Genomic DNA, 19,517 nt, shown 5'->3' on the forward strand with positions numbered 1-19,517 from the left:
TCTATATTATATTTTCATATCCGAAAAATAAATAATATTTAATAAAATGTAAAATAAGATGCTTTAGAAATTATTGTGTAAAAAATATTTGACATTTTGTTTGTAAGGGGATACAATAATGCCAGTACAGATGTAAAAAGTTTTTTACACTAATTGGTGATTATATGCAAAATAACATTAAAAAATACAGGAAAAAGAAGCAGATGTCGCAGGAAGAGTTGGCAAAAAAATGTAATGTCACACGACAAACCATAAATGCTATTGAGAATAGCAAATATGACCCTTCTCTTCGTTTAGCGGTACTCATCTCACAAATTTTAGAAGTAAGGATAGATGAATTGTTTATTTTTGATTCGATAAATAAAACTATTAAAAGGAAAGATGAAAATGAGAAAAATGGATGAAATGGAAAAGGATCATTCCGGAAAAGCAGCAAGACTAGCATTTAGCTACTATACTTTGATTTTACTCATATGGTCCCTTGTGGATTGGTTTAAAACCAAAAGCACTGGAATAGAATTTCCAATTCTTATGATTGGTTGTGCCATTTATGCTGGAGTACAAGTATATTTGCTTCGAAAAACAAAATAAATCATTTTTTACAAATTTTAGGAAGAATAATGTACCGTTATAAATTTGTTAAGATAAAAATCAATCGGTGGAAAGGACAACCGGAAGTCGACTACAGACAAATTATAGAGGAAAATGCATCGGAAGGTTGGGGGGTGGTTCAAATATTTGCCCCTCCTATTTCCGGGTTTGGGGCAGCAGACCATTTTGAATTAATTTTTGAGAAATATATTGAAAACCCCAACTGAAAAAGTATAGTGAAATAACTGGTGGTGAAATCAAGTTAAAAGAATGCTTTCGCTATTTAATTGAGCTGACATAGAAAAAAACAGCGATCCCTTAATATTCCTAGGATCGCCGTTTTCCTGTTCCTACTCCCACTCAATCGTTGCCGGCGGTTTGCTCGTGATGTCGTAGACGACGCGGTTGACGTGCGGAACTTCGTTCACGATGCGAGTTGAAATTTTTTCAAGTACTTCCCACGGGATGCGCGCCCAGTCGGAAGTCATGCCGTCGATGGATGTGACAGCACGGATGCCGATCGTATAATCGTATGTGCGGGCATCACCCATAACGCCGACGCTGCGGATATTCGGCAGCACCGTAAAGTATTGCCAAATGTCGCGATCTAGCCCGGCCTTTTTGATTTCTTCACGCAAAATATAGTCGGATTCGCGCACCATTTCCAATTTTTCTTCGGTAATCTCGCCGAGCACGCGGATGCCGAGGCCCGGACCCGGAAACGGCTGGCGCCAAACGATTTCATCCGGGATGCCGAGTTTGGTCCCGACCGCACGCACTTCATCTTTAAACAATGTATTGAGCGGCTCGATTAAGGTGAACTGCATATCTTCCGGAAGGCCGCCGACATTGTGGTGCGATTTGATTGTCTGAGCGGTTTTGGTCCCACTTTCGATAATATCCGTATAAAGCGTGCCCTGGGCAAGGAACTCAATCCCTTCCAATTTCGCCGCTTCATCATCAAACACATAAATGAACTCGTTACCGATAGTCTTCCGCTTTTGCTCAGGGTCTGAGACACCTTCCAATTTTTTCAAGAACCGTTCTTTTGCATCGACTTTGATGACGTTCATATGGAAGCCTTCCGAGAAAGTTTTCATGACGCTATCGGCTTCCCCTTTCCGGAGCAGGCCGTGGTCAACGAAGATGCAAGTAAGCTGGTCGCCGATCGCTTTATGGATCAATACCGCGACAACGGAAGAGTCAACCCCGCCGCTTAAGGCGCACAGCACTTTCTTGTTCCCTACCGTTTGCCGGATTTTTTCAATTTCCATCTCGATGTAGTTTTCCATTGACCAAGTTCCGCTGCAGCCGCAAATTTTAAAAGCAAAATTGCGCAAAAGTTCATTGCCGTAAACAGAATGGCGTACTTCCGGATGGAACTGGACGGCATACAAATGTTTGTCCGTGTTGCTCATTGCAGAAATCGGGCAGTGGTCACTGCTTGCATCTACCGTAAATCCGGCCGGTACTTCCGTCACAAGATCCCCGTGGCTCATCCAAACCACCTGATCTTCCGGAAGCCCGTCAAATAACCGGCCCCCGTTTTCGACATGAATCGTTGCTTTTCCGTATTCACGCTGACTGGCGGGTTCAACTTTGCCGCCATATTTTTTTGCCATAAGCTGCATGCCGTAGCAGATGCCCAAAATCGGCACGCCAAGGTTGAAAATTTCTTCGTCAACATGGAAGGCATTTTCATCATAGACGCTGTTCGGGCCGCCCGAGAAAATAATGCCTTTCGGGTTCATGGCCTTGATCTCTGCCGCTGTCAAAGTGTGCGGATGGAGTTCGCTGAATACGCCAAATTCGCGGATCCGGCGCGTAATCAGCTGGTTATATTGGCTGCCAAAATCCAAAACCACAATTTTTTCTATATCTTTCACATCGAATGCTTTTGCCATTGAATTTCCCCCATGTACTTTTATCCAAAAAACGGAACCTGATCTTTCAAGCAGGATTCCGGCCTGATTTTTTTAAATAGGTGAGACTACTCAGCCGGGTCCCTGTGCTCCCTTCCCGGCGGAATTTTCCCGCTTCCTTCATCTGGAAGCCCTCTATATTCACTTTTCACAGAAATTTTGCTTCCTTCGCCTGGAAGCCGGCTGCTTTCACTCGCGGCCAAAAATTTTGCCGGGTTCCTGCACTTGGAACCGCTTTGGGAGGCCGGCTTTATCATGATTTCCAAAAATCATCAAAAATCGTAATCGGCATATGGCGTTTGTGCTGCCCTTTTACATACCAGGACTCGATGGTGGCTTTTGCTTTCGGGGAAACTTCTTTGCCTTCCAGGTAATCATCAATGTCATCATAGGTTACCCCTAATGCCACTTCATCGGCAAGCTGCGGGCGCTCGTCTTCGAGGTCGGCAGTCGGCGTCTTCATATAAAGGCGTTCCGGGCAGCCGAGTTCTTTTAACAGCATTTTCCCCTGGCGCTTATTCAGCCTGAAAATCGGCACAAGATCTGAACCGCCGTCACCGTATTTCGTGAAAAATCCGGTTACATTTTCCGCAGAATGGTCCGTCCCAAGCACGACGCAATTTTCCATCGCAGCAATGCTGTACTGGACTTTCATTCTTTCACGCGCTTTTTCATTTCCTTTTGCATAGTCGGAAAGGACGATGCCCGCTTTTGCCAGAGAAGCTTCACTTGCATCGACAGCCGGTTTAATATTAACGGTAATGTCCTTGTCCGGCTGAATAAACTGGACGGCCAATTCAACATCGTCCGCATCTTTCTGTTCGCCGTATGGCAGCCGTACCGCAATAAATTTATATTCCTGGTTGCCGGTTTCTTCTTTCATTTCATTGATGGCGATCTGCGCGAGCTTCCCTGTCAAAGTGGAATCCTGGCCGCCCGATAAACCAAGCACGAATCCTTTCAGGAACGGGTATTTTTTTAAATAGCTTTTCAAAAAATCAACACTTTTACGGATTTCTTCTTTCGGGTCAATGACCGGTTTTACTTTCATTTCTTCCACAATTCTTTTTTGCATTGCGTCCATTTTTTATCCTCCTTATCCGCATCTACTGTCTTATTGCCACAAAACAGATGGGAAAAACCGCCATCATCATTTAATCTTCTTCAAACCGCATCACTTTTTGCCGCACTTCTTCTATATTGCGCATTTTGTTGTCCCAGCATTTCTGGCTCAAATCGACCGGGTATTCTTCTGGATTGAGAATGCGTTTATATTCGTCCCACAACAGGTCCAAATTATCTCTCGCATATTGTTTGATCGCATCCAGCGGCGGAAGTTCATATACGAGCCGCCCCTTGTCAAAGATGGTTTCATGAATATGGATGGCTTCAAAGTTTGTGACATATTTGCTGATAAAGGTATGGACAGGATGAAACATCTTCAGCCGCTTTTCCGCTGCCGGATTTTCGTCCTGCATGGCAATATAGTCGCCCTCCAGCTTGTTTGTCCGTTTGTTTAAAATACGGAATACTTTTTTCAGCCCCGGTGTTGTCACTTTTTCGGCATTGCTTGAAATTTTAATCGTATCCTGCATTTCCCCGTTCCCGTCTTCGATGGATACCATTTTATATACCGCACCGAGCGCCGGCTGGTCAAATGCGGTAATCAGTTTCGTCCCGACGCCCCATGCATCAATCTTCGCGCCCTGGGCTTTTAAATGGAAAATCGTATATTCATCCAAATCACTGGATGCAAAAATTTTCGCATCCGTAAACCCCGCTTCGTCGAGCATTTCCCGCGCCTTTTTCGATAAAAAAGCCATGTCGCCGCTGTCCAGGCGGATACCGAGAAAATTGATTTTATCGCCAAATTCTTTTGCCACTTTGATGGCGTTCGGTACGCCCGAACCCAGTGTATCATATGTATCGACAAGAAAAATGCAGTTCTTATACGTTTCCGCGTATTTTTTAAAAGCGGTGTAGTCATCCCGGTATGCCTGCACCATCGCATGGGCGTGCGTGCCGCTCGTCGGCATGCCGAACACTTTCCCGGCCCGGACATTACTTGTTCCGTCAAATCCGCCAATGTAAGCCGCCCGCGTTCCCCACACGGAAGCATCCAATTCATGGGCGCGCCGTGAACCGAATTCGAACAAGGCAGCATCATCGCCGGCCACCGACCGGATTCTCGCAGCCTTTGTCGCAATCAGCGTCTGGTAATTGATGATATTTAAAATGGCGGTTTCGATGATTTGCGCTTCAGCCAGAGACGTTTCTACCTGGATCAGCGGTTCGTTGCCAAAAACGAGCTCCCCTTCGCGGACGGAGCGCAATGTTCCGGTGAAGCGCATTTCCGACAAGTACCGCAAAAAATCCTCGCTGTAATGGCCGGTGCTGCGCAAATAGGCGATATCTTCTTCAGTGAAGTGAAAGTGGTTCAAATAATCTACAATTCGCTCAAGCCCCGCAAAGATGGCGTAGCCGTTCCCGAACGGTATTTTTCTGAAAAATGCTTCGAACACCGCCTTCCGGTTGTGGATGCCGTCTTTCCAATAGGCCTGCGCCATGTTGATTTGGTATAAATCTGTGTGAAGCGCTAAACTGTCATCTTTATAACGCATGCTTTCGAATCACTCCTACCTAATGGGTTTACCGCACTTCCGCTCCGAGCGAACCTTTAAAATGGCTTAATGCCCATTTGTGCCCGTCCGGATTAAAACTTGCCACCGCGTTTTCGTGGACCACCAGCTTGAACCCTTTATTGTAAGCATCCACTGCCGTATGCAGAACGCAAATGTCAGTGCACACCCCGCATAAATGGATTTCTTCTATCCCCCGCTCCCGCAGCCTGAGCTCCAGATCCGTCCCGCAAAAAGCGCTGTAACGGGTTTTATCGATGACATGCACATTTTTCTTTCCTTTCCACGCTGTAAAAAGCGGCTGCAGTTTCCCGTACAGCTCGCGGCCGGGCGTGCCATTGAGATTATGGGGAGGGAACAATTTCGTTTCCGGATGATAAGGATCGTCTTGCTCATGGCAGTCGATCGCGAAGACCACATAATCGCCGTTTTCAAGAAATGACTTCGTAAGCGCCACAATGTTTTCTTCAATCTGCTGCCCCGGTTTGCCGCATGTCAACCGGCCGCCGTCAGCTACAAAGTCATTTGTATAATCAATATTGATTAACGCTTTTCGGGCACCCATTGCATCGCATCCTCCGTTCATTTTAAATTATCCTTATTGTACACGAAAGATGGCTTCCGGCAAAATGTTTCATGCCGGAAGTTTATGGATAACCTACACAGGCTGGACGATGCCGATGCCGGGCTGGTCAGAGAGCAGGACGTCCTCGCCGTCATAGGTTAAATGATCCGGTTCTTCGGACAACCAAAGCGGCGCGTCCAGATCCATATAGGCCACATTCGGATGGGCGGCCGCAAAGTGGGCAGCTGCCGCCACAGAAAGAGAAGGCTCCATCATGCTGCCGACCATGCATTTCACGCCGTTTGCTTCTGCAATGTCCGCGATTTTCCACGCTTCAGAAATCCCGCCGCATTTCATCAGTTTAATATTAATCAGGTCGGCAAATCGGCCCGCGATCAATTTCAGCGCGTCTTTTGCCGAAAACAGGCTTTCATCTGCCATGACCGGCAGCTTTGTTCTTTCCGTTACAAACTTTAACCCTTCCCAGTCATCGGCACGTACCGGCTGTTCGACAAACTCAATTCCGAAATCTTTTTTTTCCAACTCTTGTAAAATTTGCACCGCTTGCTTCGGTTCCCACGCCTGATTGGCATCAAGGCGCAGTTTGACATCAGGCGGAACAGCACGCCGGACCGCTTCAATCCGTTCGAGATCGATTTCCGGATATGTGCCGACCTTGATTTTCAACAGATGAAAACCGGCTTCCACGCTTTTTTCCGCATCCCACGCCATTTTTTCGGGCGTATCCACCCCGATTGTCATGGAAGTCCGGAGATTTTTCTGCCCGCCAAGATAGGCATACAGCGGAATGTTCAACCATTTGCTGTATGCATCGTAAAGTGCAATGTCGGCAGCAGCTTTTGCGCTTGTGTTGCCCGTACAGCACCGCTGCACTTTTTTCAGGGCGCCCTGGAAATCACGCAAGTCATGCCCGGACAGTGCCTCTTTGACAGGCCCTGCCGCAACAGACATGATGCTTTCGGTTGAATCGCCTGTAATGACAACGGTTGGCGCAGCTGCCCCTGTGCCCTTTATGCCATTGTCCAGTGTGATTTCCACTTCAATGCTGTCAATTTCATTGGCTTGCCGCAATGCTGTTTTAAACGGAACGAGCAGCGGAATGTTCCGGTAATGCACTTGCACATCTTTTATGATCATGGCAGCTTCTTCCCTTCATCCTGGCATCGAATGCCATTTTATGCTGGTTTTATTATATCATTAATAACGGGCCGATGATTTAAACCCCGCATCATTTTTGCCTGTATTTTTTTATGTGAACTTTTCCCTGGTTGCCCGCGTCTATTTAAACGTGTTTATGGAGAGAAGGAACAATACATCCAAAAATAGAAACGGGATGGTGTCAGACCGGAATGAAGATCAGTAAAGAAAGAAAGGCTTTATGGCTGGCCGTATGGATGCTGGCCGTCTATCTTGCGCCAATGTTTATACTTGGCGGCAATATGCATATCCGAGTCCACGACAACCTGGATTCGAATATCGCCTGGTACCGGGTGCTCGACCGCAGCGGGGAGCTGTTCGGCCCTCTGAATGCGACGATTCCACAAATTATGAACGGGCTGCCGCGAAATGCGTTCGGGACAGAATTCAGCGGAATCCAGTGGCTTTACGCCCTGTTCCCTTCGGTTGTGGCTTATACATTCAGCCAGACGATTACAAGGGTCTTCGCTTTTTTAGGAATGTACCTGTTGCTAAAACGGCATTTTGTTCAAGAGCAGAACGGGTACTTTATCAGGGTATGGGTTTCTCTTGCTTTTGCGATGACCCCGTTTTGGCCGTCCGGCATGTTAAGCACATTGGGGATGCCGCTTGCGCTTTGGGCTTTTTTAAATATCCGGAACCGGCAGGCCACATGGAAAGAGTGGCTGGCGCTGACCCTTTTGCCTTTTTATTCCAGCTTTGTGCTCGGGTTCTTCTTTTTTCTGGCGGCGATGGGGCTTTTGTGGATACGGGATATGTTTGTGAAACGGGAGCGCAACTGGAAGTTCTTTTTTGTAATCGGCTGGATGCTGGTGCTGTATTTAGGGATTGAATACCGGCTTGTGTATTCCCTTGTCTTTTCCCATGAGCCGACAAGCCGGAATGATTTTGTCAGCTCAAAACTCGGCTTTTGGCACACGCTCCGGCTTGCGTTAAAAAATTATGTGTTCGGGCATACACATGATATGACCGTGCACACATTTGTCATTCTGCCGTTCTCTTTTATCGCCATGTGGCTGATTTATAAAACAAAAGCATGGAGAAAGGAAAAACGGTATGTGCAGCTTTTTATTCTGAATGCCGTTTTATCGCTCTGGTATGCTTTCTGGTTCAACAAGGCATGGGAACCGTTAAAAGAAAAGATCAGCCTGCTGAATACGTTTAACTTTGCACGGTTTCATTTTTTGCGGCCGCTTATCATTTATACGATGTTTGCGGCGGGGGCATGGTTTCTTTGGAAACGCGGCAGAAAGTGGAAGGCATTCGTAAAAATTTGCCTCATCGCCCAGGTGGTTGTCCTGTTTGCGTTTAACCCTGAAATTTATTACCGTTTTGCCGGGAAACCTTCGTTCAACCAGTTTTACGCGACGGGCCAGTTTCACGCAATCGGCCGCTACATCGGAAAACCGAAAAGCGCTTACCGTGTTGCCAGCATCGGGATCTATCCGGCCATTGCCCAGTACAACGGTTTCTACACCTTAGATTCATACAATAATTATTATCCGTTGTCTTATAAAAGGAAATTCCGGAAAATCATTGCCGGGGAACTGGATAAAAGCCCACAATTAAAAACGTATTTTGACCAATGGGGAAACCGCTGTTATATTTTTGTCAGCGAACTGGGCAAGCATTATGAGTTCCGGAAAAACAGCGGCATCAAAATCCATCATCTTGACATCGACACAAAAGCATTTAAAGCGCTTGGCGGGCGGTATATTTTCTCGGCTGTCCCGATCCAAAACGCAGAAGAAGAGCATTTGCGGTTTTTAAAAACTTTCCGAAATGCCGACTCGGCGTGGACCATTTATTTATACGAAGCAAAATAAGCATCATGCTGGTAAAGGAGATGCTGTAGAATGAGTCAATATCCGAAATTAACGATTGTTGTTCCTTGTTATAATGAAGAAGCCGTATTGCATGAAACGATGAAGCAGCTGTCCGGGGTGCTCGAATCCCTGATCCAGTCCAAACTGATTGCAAAAGACAGCACGCTCTTGTTTGTCGATGACGGGAGTCGCGACAAAACCTGGCAGATCATTGAATCCGCTTCGGCCCGCCATCCGTTTGTAAAAGGCATCAAACTGTCGCGCAATGCCGGGCACCAGAATGCGCTGCTTGCAGGGCTAACGGTCGCCAGTGAGCATTCCGACTGCGTCATCTCCATTGATGCCGATTTGCAGGATGATATCCGGGCGATCCGGGCATTTATGGAAAAATACTGGCAAGGCTATGATATTGTATACGGCGTCCGCGACAGTCGGGAAACGGACACTTGGTTCAAACGGACAAGTGCGGAAGGGTTCTACTGGCTGATGGGAAAAATGGGGATTCAGCTGGTGCCGAACCATGCTGATTTCCGGCTGATGAGCAAGAGGGCATTGGAGGAACTTTTAAAATATAAAGAAGCGAATCTGTTTTTGCGCGGGATTATCCCTTTGCTCGGGTTTCCTTCCGCAAAAGTGTATTACGACCGGAAAGAGCGGATGGCCGGGGAATCAAAATATCCGTTAAAGAAAATGCTCGCTTTTGCCCTGGATGGCATTACGTCTTTCAGCATAACCCCGGTCCGTTTTGTGACGGCCCTCGGGTTTATCACGTTTATTTTAAGTGCTTTTGTCGGCCTTTATGCCCTTATAGAGGAACTTGCCGGCCATACCGTCTCCGGCTGGGCTTCCCTGATCATCTCTATCTGGCTCCTTGGCGGCCTGGAGTTGATGGCGGTAGGGCTGATCGGGGAATACATCGGCAAAATTTTTAAAGAAGTCAAAAGGCGCCCGCGCTATACTATTGAAACGAATTTATATAAAGACGGGAAATCTTCTTTCGCCTTAAGCCAAAACAGTGATACAATGAAAACTTGAAAACACAACTTACGAAAGGTTTGCTGGACCCATGCTCAAACAATATGCCGCTTTTCTTAAGTTTTGCATTGTCGGCGCCGGAAATACGCTTGTTGATTTTCTCGTATTTTTTCTGCTCACATCATTCCATGTGCCTTATCTTGTTGCACAGGCCTGCTCTTATACGGCCGGCATGGCAAACAGTTATTTGCTGAACCGGTTCTGGACGTTTCAAGTAAGAAAAAAAGCAACATGGGGCGAGGCTTCACGGTTTATTGCCGTCAATTTAATCGTCTATGCGCTGACTTCCCTTCTGCTTTTCCTCTTTCACCAGCAGTGGGGCTGGCCGCTTTTATATGCGAAGATCATCGCCACGCTGGCAGGGATGGCCGTCAATTTTCTTGGCACAAGGCTCTGGGTATTCCGTGAACACGCGGAATAACCGGGCCGGCATGCCTAAGCCTTCGTTTTCCTGTAAACCCGCCCAGACCCTTCATTCCGCGGCCGCCACGCTCACGTTTGCCGCTTGCCTCTCCCCCCCATCATCACGGCTTACGGGTATGCCTCCATTTCGCAATCACTTTACTCACGGTTTATACACTCCCTTCATTCCGCGATCACCACGCTTACATCTTATGCCGCTTTCTTTTCGGCTCTTGATAGGCCAACATCCTATCCGCATGCAAACATTCGCAAAAAGGGTATAAAAAAAGAGGCGCCCGGTCACTTCACGGGAGCCTCTTTGAAAACAGATGGTCTAAAACATGAACCGAAACATGGACATGGTACAAGGATTGAACGTCTGTAAAGGTTGTTATACCAGCATTTTCAGGCGCTTATTACATCATGCCGCCCATACCGCCCATGTCAGGTGCGCCGCCTGCAGGTGCCGGCGGTTCAGGTTTGTCGGCAACAACCGCTTCTGTTGTAAGCAGCATTGCAGCAACAGATGCAGCATTTTGAAGAGCGGAACGGGTTACTTTCGTCGGGTCCACGATACCCGCTTCAATCATGTTGACCCATTCGCCATTGGCTGCATTGTAACCAATGCCGACTTTTTCTTTTTTCAGGCGTTCCACAATAACCGAACCTTCAAGGCCGGCATTTTCCGCGATTTGGCGTACAGGTTCTTCCAAAGCGCGTGCAACGATATTGATGCCTGTTTTAACGTCGCCTTCTGCCTCAATGGAAGCGACTTTCTTGATGACATTGATAAGCGCCGTGCCACCGCCTGCTACAATGCCTTCCTCAACAGCAGCACGCGTAGAGTTCAAAGCATCTTCAATGCGCAGTTTGCGTTCTTTCAATTCGGTTTCTGTCGCAGCACCGACTTTGATGACTGCTACGCCGCCAGCCAGTTTTGCAAGGCGTTCTTGTAATTTTTCGCGGTCAAATTCGGAAGTTGTTTCTTCCAATTGCATGCGGATTTGGTTTACACGTGCAGAAATTGCAGCAGAGTCGCCTGCCCCTTCCACGATTGTCGTTGTTTCTTTTGTAACAACCACTTTTCCGGCACGGCCGAGCTGGTCAATTGTTGCAGATTTTAAATCAAGACCGAGTTCTTCTGTGATCACTTCGCCGCCTGTCAGGGTTGCAATATCTTCGAGCATCGCTTTGCGGCGGTCACCGAAGCCAGGCGCTTTCACCGCAACTGCATTGAATGTGCCACGCAGTTTGTTGACAACGAGTGTTGCAAGAGCTTCCCCTTCAACATCTTCCGCAATCAGCAACAGTGGTTTGCCTTGTTGGACAACTTGTTCGAGAACAGGGAGGATTTCCTGGATATTGGAAATCTTCTTGTCTGTAATTAAGATATAAGGGTTATCCAGAACAGCTTCCATTTTGTCGGAATCTGTTACCATGTAAGGCGATGCATAGCCACGGTCAAACTGCATCCCTTCCACAACGTCCAATTCCGTTGAGAAGCCTTTTGATTCTTCAATGGTAATGACGCCGTCGTTGCCCACGCGTTCCATTGCTTCAGCGATCAATTCGCCAACTTCTTCGTCAGCAGAGGAAATTGCAGCAACTTGGGCGATGGAAGCTTTGCCTTCGATTGGTTTCGAAATGGCTTTTAATTCTTCGACAGCAGCCGCAACCGCTTTTTCAATCCCTTTGCGGATGCCAACCGGGTTTGCGCCTGCTGTTACGTTTTTCAGGCCTTCACGGATCATTGCCTGGGCCAGAACGGTCGCAGTGGTTGTACCGTCACCAGCTACATCGTTCGTTTTGCTGGCCACTTCGGAGACAAGTTTGGCGCCCATGTTTTCAAACGCGTCTTCGAGTTCAATTTCTTTTGCGATCGTGACACCGTCATTTGTAATCAGCGGAGAACCGAATTTCTTTTCCAGAACGACGTTGCGTCCTTTCGGGCCCAATGTCACTTTTACAGCATCTGCCAGTTTATCCACACCACGAAGCATACCGCGGCGGGCTTCTTCGCCGAATTTAATTTCTTTTGCCATTTATAAAACCTCCTCATGTCATATCGTTATTTCTATGTTTCAACAAGCCAGGCTTATTCCACAACCGCCAGAATATCGCTTTCACGAAGAATTAAGTATTCTTTTCCGTCATATTTCACTTCAGTGCCGGCATATTTCGAGAAGATGATGCGGTCGCCTGCTGCTACATCGATGGCAACACGTTCACCGTTATCAAGGGTACGCCCGGAACCGACAGCCACTACTTTGCCTTCCTGCGGCTTTTCTTTTGCCGTGTCAGGCAGGACAATACCGCTTGCTGTTTTTTCTTCCGATTCAACTAATTCAATGACAACGCGATCACCCAGTGGTTTTAACACGTGAAACAACCTCCTTAATTCGTATTATGTAAAATTTTGGCCAATATTAGCACTCACATAAGTTGAGTGCTAACACATTTATTATAATAAATAATTCCTTGCTTTTTTGCAAGTCTTCTCATCCAACTTTTTTTATTTTTTTCGGGTCCTGCACTCTTTAAAGAGCCCTGTCAAAGGATGGCGGTTGCGCGCCTCCGTTTCAGCCGCTTGCCCCTTTATAAGTATGCTTGATCACCATCCGGATATGCAACTGAAAAGGCTGGCCCGGCGCACGGCATTTGAACCCCGCCCGGTTCAATAGTACAATGAACATATTGGACGAATTTGCGATCCTTTAAACTTTGAACTGGCAAGAAAGGAAAAGAGCGCGTGAAAAAAGAGTATGTGTATATTCTCGTGACGTACATCCTTATGCTGCTGTCCGGCGCCATCGGGTATCCGTTGCTCTACTATGCCGGGGTGAACGTTTTCCACGAACCGGCAGACAGCATGCGGACATTGACGCCCCCGCTTTGGACCGTCATCAGCTTTATCATCGGGCTGATCATCGTCCTGTACTTTTTAAGAAAAGCCGCAAAAAAAGAAACAGACCGGGCCGAACCGCTTCCGGCCGCGCCATCCGCCATATGGGCAATAAGCGGCGTCTTTCTTTGTTTCTTTGCCCAGACTGCAGCCGCTATCATTGAATCATTGTTCGGTGCCCCAGCTGCCTCCAACAATACGCAGCAAATCATGGCGCTGATTGAAAGATTTCCGCTTGTCATCCTCATCAGCTCGATCGCCGGGCCGATTCTCGAGGAAATCGTCTTTCGGAAAATCATTTTCGGCACGCTGCGCAGGCGCTTTTCTTTTCTTTTGTCCGGTATTGTCAGCTCGGTTATTTTTGGGCTCGCGCATACCGAACCGAGCCACTTGTTTTTATATTCCCTTTTAGGGCTGACGCTCGCTTATTTATATGAGAAAACAAACCGGATCACCGTTTCCATGTTTGCGCATGTTTCCATGAACACAATTGTGGTCGTGAGGCTGCTTTTGCACCCGTCCGTTCTGCAGACATCCGTACATGAAATTTACAGCTCAATTGGAGGACTTCTATGATGAGACCACTTTTTTCAGGAATTGTAAACTGCCTGCTCGGGGCCTTGTTCACTTATTTTGCCATTCAGCAGGTACAAGTGGGCGGCTGGGGCTTTTTTTCTTATTTACTGCTGTTGATTGCAACATTGGATCTGGGTTCCGGAATCAGGCTGATCTTTCTCCATTTCAAGCTGAAAAACTCAGTGAAAAAATAAAAGCCGTTTTTCCGGTTCCGTCCGGAAAACGGCTTTCTTATTCAGAAGGAATCGTCTGTTCATCCATTGGCATTTCTTTTGCCGCTTTTTGGGCATTGCGGTACGCCATTTTCGAAATCAGCGTGCTCGCTTCATACAGCAAAACGAGTGGGACAAAGGTAATCAGCTGCGAAAACACGTCCGGCGGGGTAATGATGCCGGCTGCTGCAATCAGAGCAAGATACGCATATTTTCTTGCCTTTTTCAACAGCCTCGGCGTAATGATGCCAAGCTGGGTCAGAAACAGGACCACGACCGGCATTTGGAACACAAAGCCAAACGGAAGCGTGATTTCCAGCAGAAACTGAATATATTCCCTGATCCCGATCACCGCACGAATGCCCATTTCATTTGACAAGCCCATCATAAAATTCACCATCAGCGGACAAAGCACGAAATAGGAAAAAGAAACGCCGGCTATAAAAAGCAGGATGGAAACAGGAATGTAACTTAATGTCAGTTTCTTTTCTTTCTCATACAGCCCCGGGCTTATAAACGCCCAAAGCTGGTACAAAATCACCGGCAGGGTCAACAGGCATGCGATCACAACCGAAACTTCCATAAAAACCTTAATGGGATCGGTTACCCTGAAGGCATTCATCATGAACATGCCGGCATTTTCGGCGTGCTGCAAATAACGTATAACAGGCTTTGCGGTAAAAAAGCCAACAACCAGGGCGAACAGAAAGAAAATGAGAACGGTGATTAACCGCTTTCTCAATTCCTGGATATGTCCGGTAACCGGCATTTTTTTCGCATTCATCGCCGTTCTCCTTTAAGTGCCGGCGTGGAATCCGCCCTTTTCCCTTTGCACGCCAGAGCCAAACCCGGCCATTTCCATTTGCGCCTGCATTCCGTTTTCAAACGGGCCACCCCCTGTACCCATTATGATAACGGAAAAAAAGCTTTTTGGCTATGGCTTCGCAACCGGCTCTTTTGTTTCTTTCAAATTTTCTTCATCATTTGAATAATGTTTTAAAAAGTAGATCAGTGCCTGCAGTTCCACGGCCAGGTCAATATGATGGACACGGATATCCGGCGGCACGTTCAGCCGGGCAGGCGTAAAGTTTAAAACGCCTTTTACATTCGTACTGGCAAGCTCGTCTGTCACCGCCTGCGCACTGGAAGCGGGGACCGTTAGAATCACGACCGTTACATCTTCCGCGCAAAGCCGTTCTCTTAATTCGTCCATGCTGTAAACAGGCACATTGCCAACATGGCTCCCCACCTTCCCGGGGTCATTGTCAAATGCCATAACAATCCGCGCGCTGTTATTCTTCGAAAAATTGTAATTCAAAAGGGCTGTACCGAGGTTCCCCACGCCAATCAGCGCTACATTTGTGATCTCATCCTGGTTCAGCGTCTTGCCGAAGAAAGACAATAAATATTTTACATTATAACCATAACCTTTTTTCCCAAGTGCCCCGAAGTAGGAAAAATCCCTGCGTATCGTGGCGGAGTCGACTTTCACCGCTTCACTCAGTTCCGCCGATGATACCCTTTGCTTGCCGAGTGTATATAAATTTCTCAGGTACCGGTAATATAATGGAAGCCGTTTTGCGGTGGCTTGCGGTATTTTTACTGATTCATCCTTCATGTGAAATCCCCCAAGTTGAAAGCTTAAATTTTTCGTGCTGCTGGTTCCAATCGTGCGTCCATTCCGGAATGGCAGCGCTGCCATTCCTCATTATAATATTACTCCTATCTGAACAAAGAAAAAATATGTTTTAAAAAATGTCTGCATGCGTCTTTTTCTCTCTCCAACTATGTTAAATATATCACAAATGAGCATTTTTTTCATGGGTTTTTACGGATTTATGTGAAAAGTTTTTTGACAAATTTCGATCACGCCGGTTGAGTTGCAGTTCGCCTTCCTGTACACTTACAATGATATAGAGGTGAACATAACGATGATGTTGCTGCAAGTTCAACAAGTCACAAAATATTATGGCGCTGAACTTATTTTATCGGATATAAAATTAGAAATCCAAACAAAAGACCGGATCGCTTTGGTCGGGAGAAACGGGGCCGGAAAATCGACCCTGCTGAAAATCATTGCCGGCCAGCTTTCTTATGACGAAGGTTCCATCATTGTGCCGAATGGTGTCGAAATCGGTTATCTTGCCCAAAATGCCGGGCTCGAATCAGATTTGTCCATTTGGGACGAAATGATGTCGGTTTTTAAAGATTTGCTGGATATGGAAAAACAGCTCCGCGAATATGAACAAAAAATGGCCGACCCCGCGATTTATAACCGCCGGGCGGAGTATGAAAAAGTGCTGCACGCTTATGATACTTTGCAGACACGCTTTAAAGATGGAGGCGGATATCAGATCGAAGCGGATATCCGGTCCGTTCTGCATGGCTTCCGTTTTGACCAGTACGACTACAGCACCCCGATCCGGACGTTAAGCGGCGGGCAAAAAACACGCCTTGCATTGGCGAAGTTGCTGCTCACAAAGCCGGATATCTTAATTTTGGATGAACCGACAAACCATCTCGATATCGAAACGCTCACCTGGCTGGAGCAGTATTTACAAGGCTATGAAGGCGCCATTCTGATCGTGTCCCACGACCGTTATTTTCTGGATAAAGTCGTCAACCAGGTCTATGAAATCTCAAGGCATTCCATCAAAAAATACCACGGCAACTACAGCCGGTACCTGGAACAAAAGGCCGCCCAGTACGAACGGGAAGTCAAGCAATATGAAAAGCAGCAGGAAGAAGTTGCGAAATTGCAAGCATTCATCCAGAAAAACATTGCCCGGGCCACCACGACAAAGCGGGCACAAAGCCGGCGGAAACAGCTGGAAAAAATGGAATTGATGGACAAGCCGCTTGGCGATGAAAAATCCGCCCGGTTTTCGTTTGAAATTGCCAAACAAAGCGGGAACGAAGTCCTTCATGTCCGGGATGCTGCCATCGGCTACGGTGGGGAGCCGGTTGCCAAAAACATCCATCTTTCAGTTAAAAAACAAGACAGCGTTGCCCTTGTCGGCCCGAACGGCATCGGCAAATCAACGCTTTTGAAGTCGATTATACGGAGAATCCCGCTGATATCCGGCACGATCGAATACGGCTCAGGCGTTATGACCGGCTATTACGATCAAGAACTGGCCGACCTATCTTCCAATAAAACGGTCCTCCGGGAATTATGGGATGCATACCCGCTGAAAACAGAAAAAGAAATCCGCACGGCACTCGGGAATTTTCTTTTTTCCGGCGATGACGTTTTAAAAACCGTCTCATCCTTAAGCGGCGGCGAAAAAGCCCGGCTTGCCCTCGCCAAATTGATGCTGGAAAAGGCGAACTTTCTGATTTTAGATGAACCGACAAACCATCTTGATTTGGACAGTAAAGAAGTGCTGGAAAATGCGCTAATTGATTACCCGGGAACCATTCTGTTCATTTCCCACGACCGCTATTTCATTAACCGGATCGCCACAAAAGTGGTGGAGCTCTCGCCGGAAGGCACCCGTGAATTTCTCGGTGACTATGATTATTATGTGCAAAAAAAAGAAGAAATGCTGGAAATTGCGCGCCTGGAAAACGCGAAACAAGAAAAGGTAAAAGCGGAACAGCCGGCGAAAAACAACTATCGGCAGGATAAAGAAGCAAAAAAACGCGAGCGGCAAAAAAAGCGGAGGATTGAAGAAATTGAAACTAGAATTGAAACGTTGGAAACAGAAATTCATGACAGGGAAGAAAAAATGGCCGACCCGGAAATCTTCCAGGACCATATTAAAATCCGCGAGCTGACAGAAGAACTGGAGCAGCGGAAAACGGAGCTGGACGCGCTGATGGAAGAGTGGGCCGAACTGGCGGAGTAATGTTGGACCTGTGCGGAAATGTTCTGCACAGGTTTTTATTTTTGGCATCGCGTGCCATGCACAGATTTATACACAGGCGGTATATTGATTTCTTGCTTTTTAAAACGTTTTTCCACAAAATCCACAATTATCAACAGATTTATCCACAATACCCACAACCTGTCCGGAAAAAAATTTAAAAGTTTTGCACAAGTCCAATCATTTATCAACAACTTTTCCACAGATTGTGCACAATTCCCCTGCATATCTCCAAAAAAACCGGTGTATGGGCGATTCCCATACACCGGTTTTTCACAACCCTTTTTAAAAGTTTTCAATGTCCAGCCCGGGATAAGCATTTAAATCAAGGGCGCTTCTTTTTCCCTTTTCAAAAAGCACCGTCCCGCATGCGGCAATCATCGCCGCATTGTCTGTGCATAACTGGACCGGCGGGATGCGCAAGTCCACTTCAGGAAGATCCCGGAATGCTTCTGAAAGGGCAGCGCGCAATCCTTTGTTCGCGGCAACACCGCCGGCGACCAGCACTTCTTTGACGCCGAACGTTTTTGCCGCCTCCACAGTTTTACCGACCAATACATCAATCACACTTTGCTGGAAGCTTGCAGCCATATCTTCAGGCCGAATGCTTTCCCCGCGCTGCGCGGCATTATGGAGGGTATTAATGACGGCTGATTTAAGCCCGCTGAAACTGAAATCATAAGTCCCTTCCAGCCAGGATCGCGGCAAATCAACATCCGGCTTTCCTTCATGGGCAAGCCGGTCAATCTGCGGACCGCCCGGATAAGGAAGGTTCAACGTCCGCGCCACTTTGTCATAAGCTTCCCCTGCCGCGTCATCTCTCGTTTCGCCGATTACTTCAAACTCGGCATGGCCCTTCATCAGCACAAGCTCCGTGTGCCCGCCCGAAACGACGAGCGCAAGCAGCGGAAATTTCATCTCATGCCCGATCCGGTTCGCATAAATATGGCCGGCAATATGGTGGACGCCGACAAGTGGAATCTGATGCGCAAAACTGAGCGCCTTTGCAGCATTGACGCCAACAAGCAGCGCACCCACAAGCCCGGGCCCTTCTGTCACGGCAATCGCATCCAGGTCTTTAAAAGCCGCGCCTGCCTGCTGCATCGCTTCCTCAATGACAATGGTAATCTGCTCGACATGGTGGCGGGATGCAAGCTCCGGCACCACCCCGCCGAACCGTTTGTGGCTTTCAATCTGGGAAGCGACCACATTGGAAACAATTTCCGTCCCGTTTTTAATGACAGCTGCAGCCGTTTCATCGCAGCTCGTTTCTATGCCTAATACCAACAAATCTTTTTCCATTTATAAATTCACCCACATCACAATTGCGTCTTCATAATTATCCGTGTAATAGCCTTTCCGGATGCCGCCTTCCCGAAATCCGAGCTTCCTGTATAAGGAGCGCGCAACTATATTGCTGACGCGTACCTCCAGGCTGAGCGTTTTGGCATGGTTCAATGCGGCATAAGCCATCACATTTTTTAACAGCGTCTCTCCCAGTTTCCGGCCCCGGTACTCCGGGAGCACCGCAAGATTGGTCACGTGCGCCTCATCGACAATGACCCACACGCCGCAATAACCGATGACCTTTTCATTCTCGACAAGCACAAGATACGTGGCAAAGTGATTGTGAACCAGTTCGTTGTAAAATGCTTCACGTGTCCACGGCATCGTAAAAGATCGCATCTCTACATTATATATTCCGTCCAAATCTTTAAGCGTGGCTTTCCGCAGCGTTATTTTCCCCGTTTTTTCCATTT

20 protein-coding genes are annotated in these 19,517 nt (G+C 47.3%); 9 read left to right on the top strand and 11 right to left on the bottom strand.

Features of this window, described 5'->3' with window-relative positions:
- Positions 1 to 164: 164 nt before the first annotated feature.
- Genes NST20_RS14775 through NST20_RS14785 form a run of 3 tightly spaced genes read left to right on the top strand, consistent with a single transcriptional unit; the run spans position 165 to position 818 of the window.
- Positions 165 to 404 (top strand): helix-turn-helix transcriptional regulator, encoded by a 240-nt coding sequence (locus NST20_RS14775; protein WP_029142769.1) that lies wholly within the window; start codon positions 165 to 167, stop codon positions 402 to 404.
- The gene (locus NST20_RS14780; protein WP_118498498.1) at positions 388 to 591 is read left to right on the top strand and encodes a hypothetical protein; all 204 of its coding nucleotides are present in this window, start codon (positions 388 to 390) and stop codon (positions 589 to 591) included. The genes NST20_RS14775 and NST20_RS14780 overlap by 17 nt, the downstream gene beginning before the upstream one ends.
- Before the next feature lie 29 nt (positions 592 to 620).
- The gene (locus NST20_RS14785; protein WP_029142767.1) at positions 621 to 818 is read left to right on the top strand and encodes a DUF4177 domain-containing protein; all 198 of its coding nucleotides are present in this window, start codon (positions 621 to 623) and stop codon (positions 816 to 818) included.
- Positions 819 to 941: 123 nt separating this feature from the next.
- Here NST20_RS14785 and guaA read toward each other — a convergent pair whose 3' ends face one another.
- The 5 genes from guaA to NST20_RS14810 all read right to left on the bottom strand — a co-directional run bounded on the left by guaA (position 942) and on the right by NST20_RS14810 (position 6,875).
- Positions 942 to 2,495: a glutamine-hydrolyzing GMP synthase gene (guaA, locus tag NST20_RS14790; RefSeq protein ID WP_342399752.1), complete on the bottom strand. Its 1,554-nt coding sequence runs from the start codon at positions 2,493 to 2,495 to the stop codon at positions 942 to 944.
- 271 nt (positions 2,496 to 2,766) lie between these two features.
- Entirely contained in the window at positions 2,767 to 3,597 is an 831-nt protein-coding gene (nadE, locus tag NST20_RS14795) for an ammonia-dependent NAD(+) synthetase (protein WP_342399753.1), read from the bottom strand.
- 70 nt (positions 3,598 to 3,667) lie between these two features.
- Complete coding sequence (locus tag NST20_RS14800) at positions 3,668 to 5,134, bottom strand: nicotinate phosphoribosyltransferase (RefSeq protein WP_017552455.1); 1,467 nt, start codon at positions 5,132 to 5,134, stop codon at positions 3,668 to 3,670.
- A gap of 28 nt (positions 5,135 to 5,162) precedes the next feature.
- Positions 5,163 to 5,717, bottom strand: a complete 555-nt coding sequence (locus NST20_RS14805) for an isochorismatase family cysteine hydrolase (RefSeq protein WP_328013525.1) — start codon at positions 5,715 to 5,717, stop codon at positions 5,163 to 5,165.
- A gap of 93 nt (positions 5,718 to 5,810) precedes the next feature.
- On the bottom strand, positions 5,811 to 6,875 hold the full coding sequence (locus tag NST20_RS14810) for a dipeptide epimerase (RefSeq protein WP_013860654.1): 1,065 nt from the start codon (positions 6,873 to 6,875) through the stop codon (positions 5,811 to 5,813).
- Between the two features lie 212 nt (positions 6,876 to 7,087).
- Here NST20_RS14810 and NST20_RS14815 point away from each other — a divergent pair, with 212 nt between their 5' ends.
- The 3 genes from NST20_RS14815 to NST20_RS14825 are packed head-to-tail and all read left to right on the top strand — an operon-like array spanning position 7,088 to position 10,217.
- Positions 7,088 to 8,761: a DUF6044 family protein gene (locus NST20_RS14815; protein WP_342399754.1), complete on the top strand. Its 1,674-nt coding sequence runs from the start codon at positions 7,088 to 7,090 to the stop codon at positions 8,759 to 8,761.
- Between the two features lie 30 nt (positions 8,762 to 8,791).
- Positions 8,792 to 9,796: a glycosyltransferase family 2 protein gene (locus NST20_RS14820; protein ID WP_013860656.1), complete on the top strand. Its 1,005-nt coding sequence runs from the start codon at positions 8,792 to 8,794 to the stop codon at positions 9,794 to 9,796.
- Positions 9,797 to 9,827: 31 nt separating this feature from the next.
- Positions 9,828 to 10,217 carry a GtrA family protein gene (locus NST20_RS14825; RefSeq protein WP_013860657.1) on the top strand — a complete coding sequence of 130 codons (390 nt, stop codon included), beginning with the start codon at positions 9,828 to 9,830 and terminating at the stop codon, positions 10,215 to 10,217.
- Positions 10,218 to 10,614: 397 nt separating this feature from the next.
- Here NST20_RS14825 and groL read toward each other — a convergent pair whose 3' ends face one another.
- Positions 10,615 to 12,240, bottom strand: coding sequence for a chaperonin GroEL (groL, locus tag NST20_RS14830; RefSeq protein WP_118498513.1), 1,626 nt, complete (start codon positions 12,238 to 12,240; stop codon positions 10,615 to 10,617).
- A 53-nt stretch (positions 12,241 to 12,293) separates the two neighbouring features.
- Positions 12,294 to 12,578, bottom strand: a complete 285-nt coding sequence (gene groES, locus NST20_RS14835; RefSeq protein ID WP_017552449.1) for a co-chaperone GroES — start codon at positions 12,576 to 12,578, stop codon at positions 12,294 to 12,296.
- Between the two features lie 369 nt (positions 12,579 to 12,947).
- Between groES and NST20_RS14840 the strand changes: the two genes are divergently transcribed.
- Complete coding sequence (locus NST20_RS14840; RefSeq protein ID WP_019720792.1) at positions 12,948 to 13,676, top strand: CPBP family intramembrane glutamic endopeptidase; 729 nt, start codon at positions 12,948 to 12,950, stop codon at positions 13,674 to 13,676.
- Positions 13,673 to 13,870, top strand: a complete 198-nt coding sequence (locus tag NST20_RS14845; protein WP_013860661.1) for a YdiK family protein — start codon at positions 13,673 to 13,675, stop codon at positions 13,868 to 13,870. The genes NST20_RS14840 and NST20_RS14845 overlap by 4 nt, the downstream gene beginning before the upstream one ends.
- Before the next feature lie 37 nt (positions 13,871 to 13,907).
- Here the strand turns inward: NST20_RS14845 and tatC are convergent, their stop codons facing one another.
- Positions 13,908 to 14,672: a twin-arginine translocase subunit TatC gene (tatC, locus tag NST20_RS14850; protein WP_342399755.1), complete on the bottom strand. Its 765-nt coding sequence runs from the start codon at positions 14,670 to 14,672 to the stop codon at positions 13,908 to 13,910.
- A gap of 150 nt (positions 14,673 to 14,822) precedes the next feature.
- The gene (locus NST20_RS14855) at positions 14,823 to 15,506 is read right to left on the bottom strand and encodes a redox-sensing transcriptional repressor Rex (RefSeq protein WP_019720794.1); all 684 of its coding nucleotides are present in this window, start codon (positions 15,504 to 15,506) and stop codon (positions 14,823 to 14,825) included.
- Positions 15,507 to 15,819: 313 nt separating this feature from the next.
- Here NST20_RS14855 and NST20_RS14860 point away from each other — a divergent pair, with 313 nt between their 5' ends.
- Positions 15,820 to 17,739, top strand: coding sequence for an ABC-F family ATP-binding cassette domain-containing protein (locus tag NST20_RS14860; protein ID WP_029142999.1), 1,920 nt, complete (start codon positions 15,820 to 15,822; stop codon positions 17,737 to 17,739).
- Between the two features lie 303 nt (positions 17,740 to 18,042).
- Here the strand turns inward: NST20_RS14860 and tsaD are convergent, their stop codons facing one another.
- Positions 18,043 to 19,059 carry a tRNA (adenosine(37)-N6)-threonylcarbamoyltransferase complex transferase subunit TsaD gene (gene tsaD, locus NST20_RS14865; RefSeq protein WP_013860665.1) on the bottom strand — a complete coding sequence of 339 codons (1,017 nt, stop codon included), beginning with the start codon at positions 19,057 to 19,059 and terminating at the stop codon, positions 18,043 to 18,045.
- The gene (gene rimI / locus NST20_RS14870) at positions 19,060 to 19,515 is read right to left on the bottom strand and encodes a ribosomal protein S18-alanine N-acetyltransferase (protein ID WP_013860666.1); all 456 of its coding nucleotides are present in this window, start codon (positions 19,513 to 19,515) and stop codon (positions 19,060 to 19,062) included.
- Positions 19,516 to 19,517 lie beyond the last annotated feature (2 nt).

This window comes from Weizmannia sp. FSL W8-0676 (assembly GCF_038593015.1).
GTDB classification, from domain to species: domain Bacteria; phylum Bacillota; class Bacilli; order Bacillales; family Bacillaceae_C; genus Weizmannia; species Weizmannia coagulans.

Excerpts from the sequence above, each read along its gene's own strand:
- NST20_RS14800 (WP_017552455.1), bottom strand. The coding sequence starts at position 5,134 with ATGCGTTATAAAGATGACAGTTTAGCGCTTCACACAGATTTATACCAA.
- NST20_RS14805 (WP_328013525.1), bottom strand. The coding sequence starts at position 5,717 with ATGGGTGCCCGAAAAGCGTTAATCAATATTGATTATACAAATGACTTT.
- NST20_RS14775 (WP_029142769.1), top strand. The coding sequence starts at position 165 with ATGCAAAATAACATTAAAAAATACAGGAAAAAGAAGCAGATGTCGCAG.
- NST20_RS14845 (WP_013860661.1), top strand. The coding sequence starts at position 13,673 with ATGATGAGACCACTTTTTTCAGGAATTGTAAACTGCCTGCTCGGGGCC.
- NST20_RS14825 (WP_013860657.1), top strand. The coding sequence starts at position 9,828 with ATGCTCAAACAATATGCCGCTTTTCTTAAGTTTTGCATTGTCGGCGCC.
- NST20_RS14820 (WP_013860656.1), top strand. The coding sequence starts at position 8,792 with ATGAGTCAATATCCGAAATTAACGATTGTTGTTCCTTGTTATAATGAA.
- tsaD (WP_013860665.1), bottom strand. The coding sequence starts at position 19,059 with ATGGAAAAAGATTTGTTGGTATTAGGCATAGAAACGAGCTGCGATGAA.
- NST20_RS14785 (WP_029142767.1), top strand. The coding sequence starts at position 621 with ATGTACCGTTATAAATTTGTTAAGATAAAAATCAATCGGTGGAAAGGA.
- NST20_RS14810 (WP_013860654.1), bottom strand. The coding sequence starts at position 6,875 with ATGATCATAAAAGATGTGCAAGTGCATTACCGGAACATTCCGCTGCTC.
- NST20_RS14815 (WP_342399754.1), top strand. The coding sequence starts at position 7,088 with ATGAAGATCAGTAAAGAAAGAAAGGCTTTATGGCTGGCCGTATGGATG.
- NST20_RS14860 (WP_029142999.1), top strand. The coding sequence starts at position 15,820 with ATGATGTTGCTGCAAGTTCAACAAGTCACAAAATATTATGGCGCTGAA.
- NST20_RS14855 (WP_019720794.1), bottom strand. The coding sequence starts at position 15,506 with ATGAAGGATGAATCAGTAAAAATACCGCAAGCCACCGCAAAACGGCTT.
- nadE (WP_342399753.1), bottom strand. The coding sequence starts at position 3,597 with ATGGACGCAATGCAAAAAAGAATTGTGGAAGAAATGAAAGTAAAACCG.
- rimI (WP_013860666.1), bottom strand. The coding sequence starts at position 19,515 with ATGGAAAAAACGGGGAAAATAACGCTGCGGAAAGCCACGCTTAAAGAT.
- NST20_RS14780 (WP_118498498.1), top strand. The coding sequence starts at position 388 with ATGAGAAAAATGGATGAAATGGAAAAGGATCATTCCGGAAAAGCAGCA.
- groL (WP_118498513.1), bottom strand. The coding sequence starts at position 12,240 with ATGGCAAAAGAAATTAAATTCGGCGAAGAAGCCCGCCGCGGTATGCTT.
- guaA (WP_342399752.1), bottom strand. The coding sequence starts at position 2,495 with ATGGCAAAAGCATTCGATGTGAAAGATATAGAAAAAATTGTGGTTTTG.
- tatC (WP_342399755.1), bottom strand. The coding sequence starts at position 14,672 with ATGAATGCGAAAAAAATGCCGGTTACCGGACATATCCAGGAATTGAGA.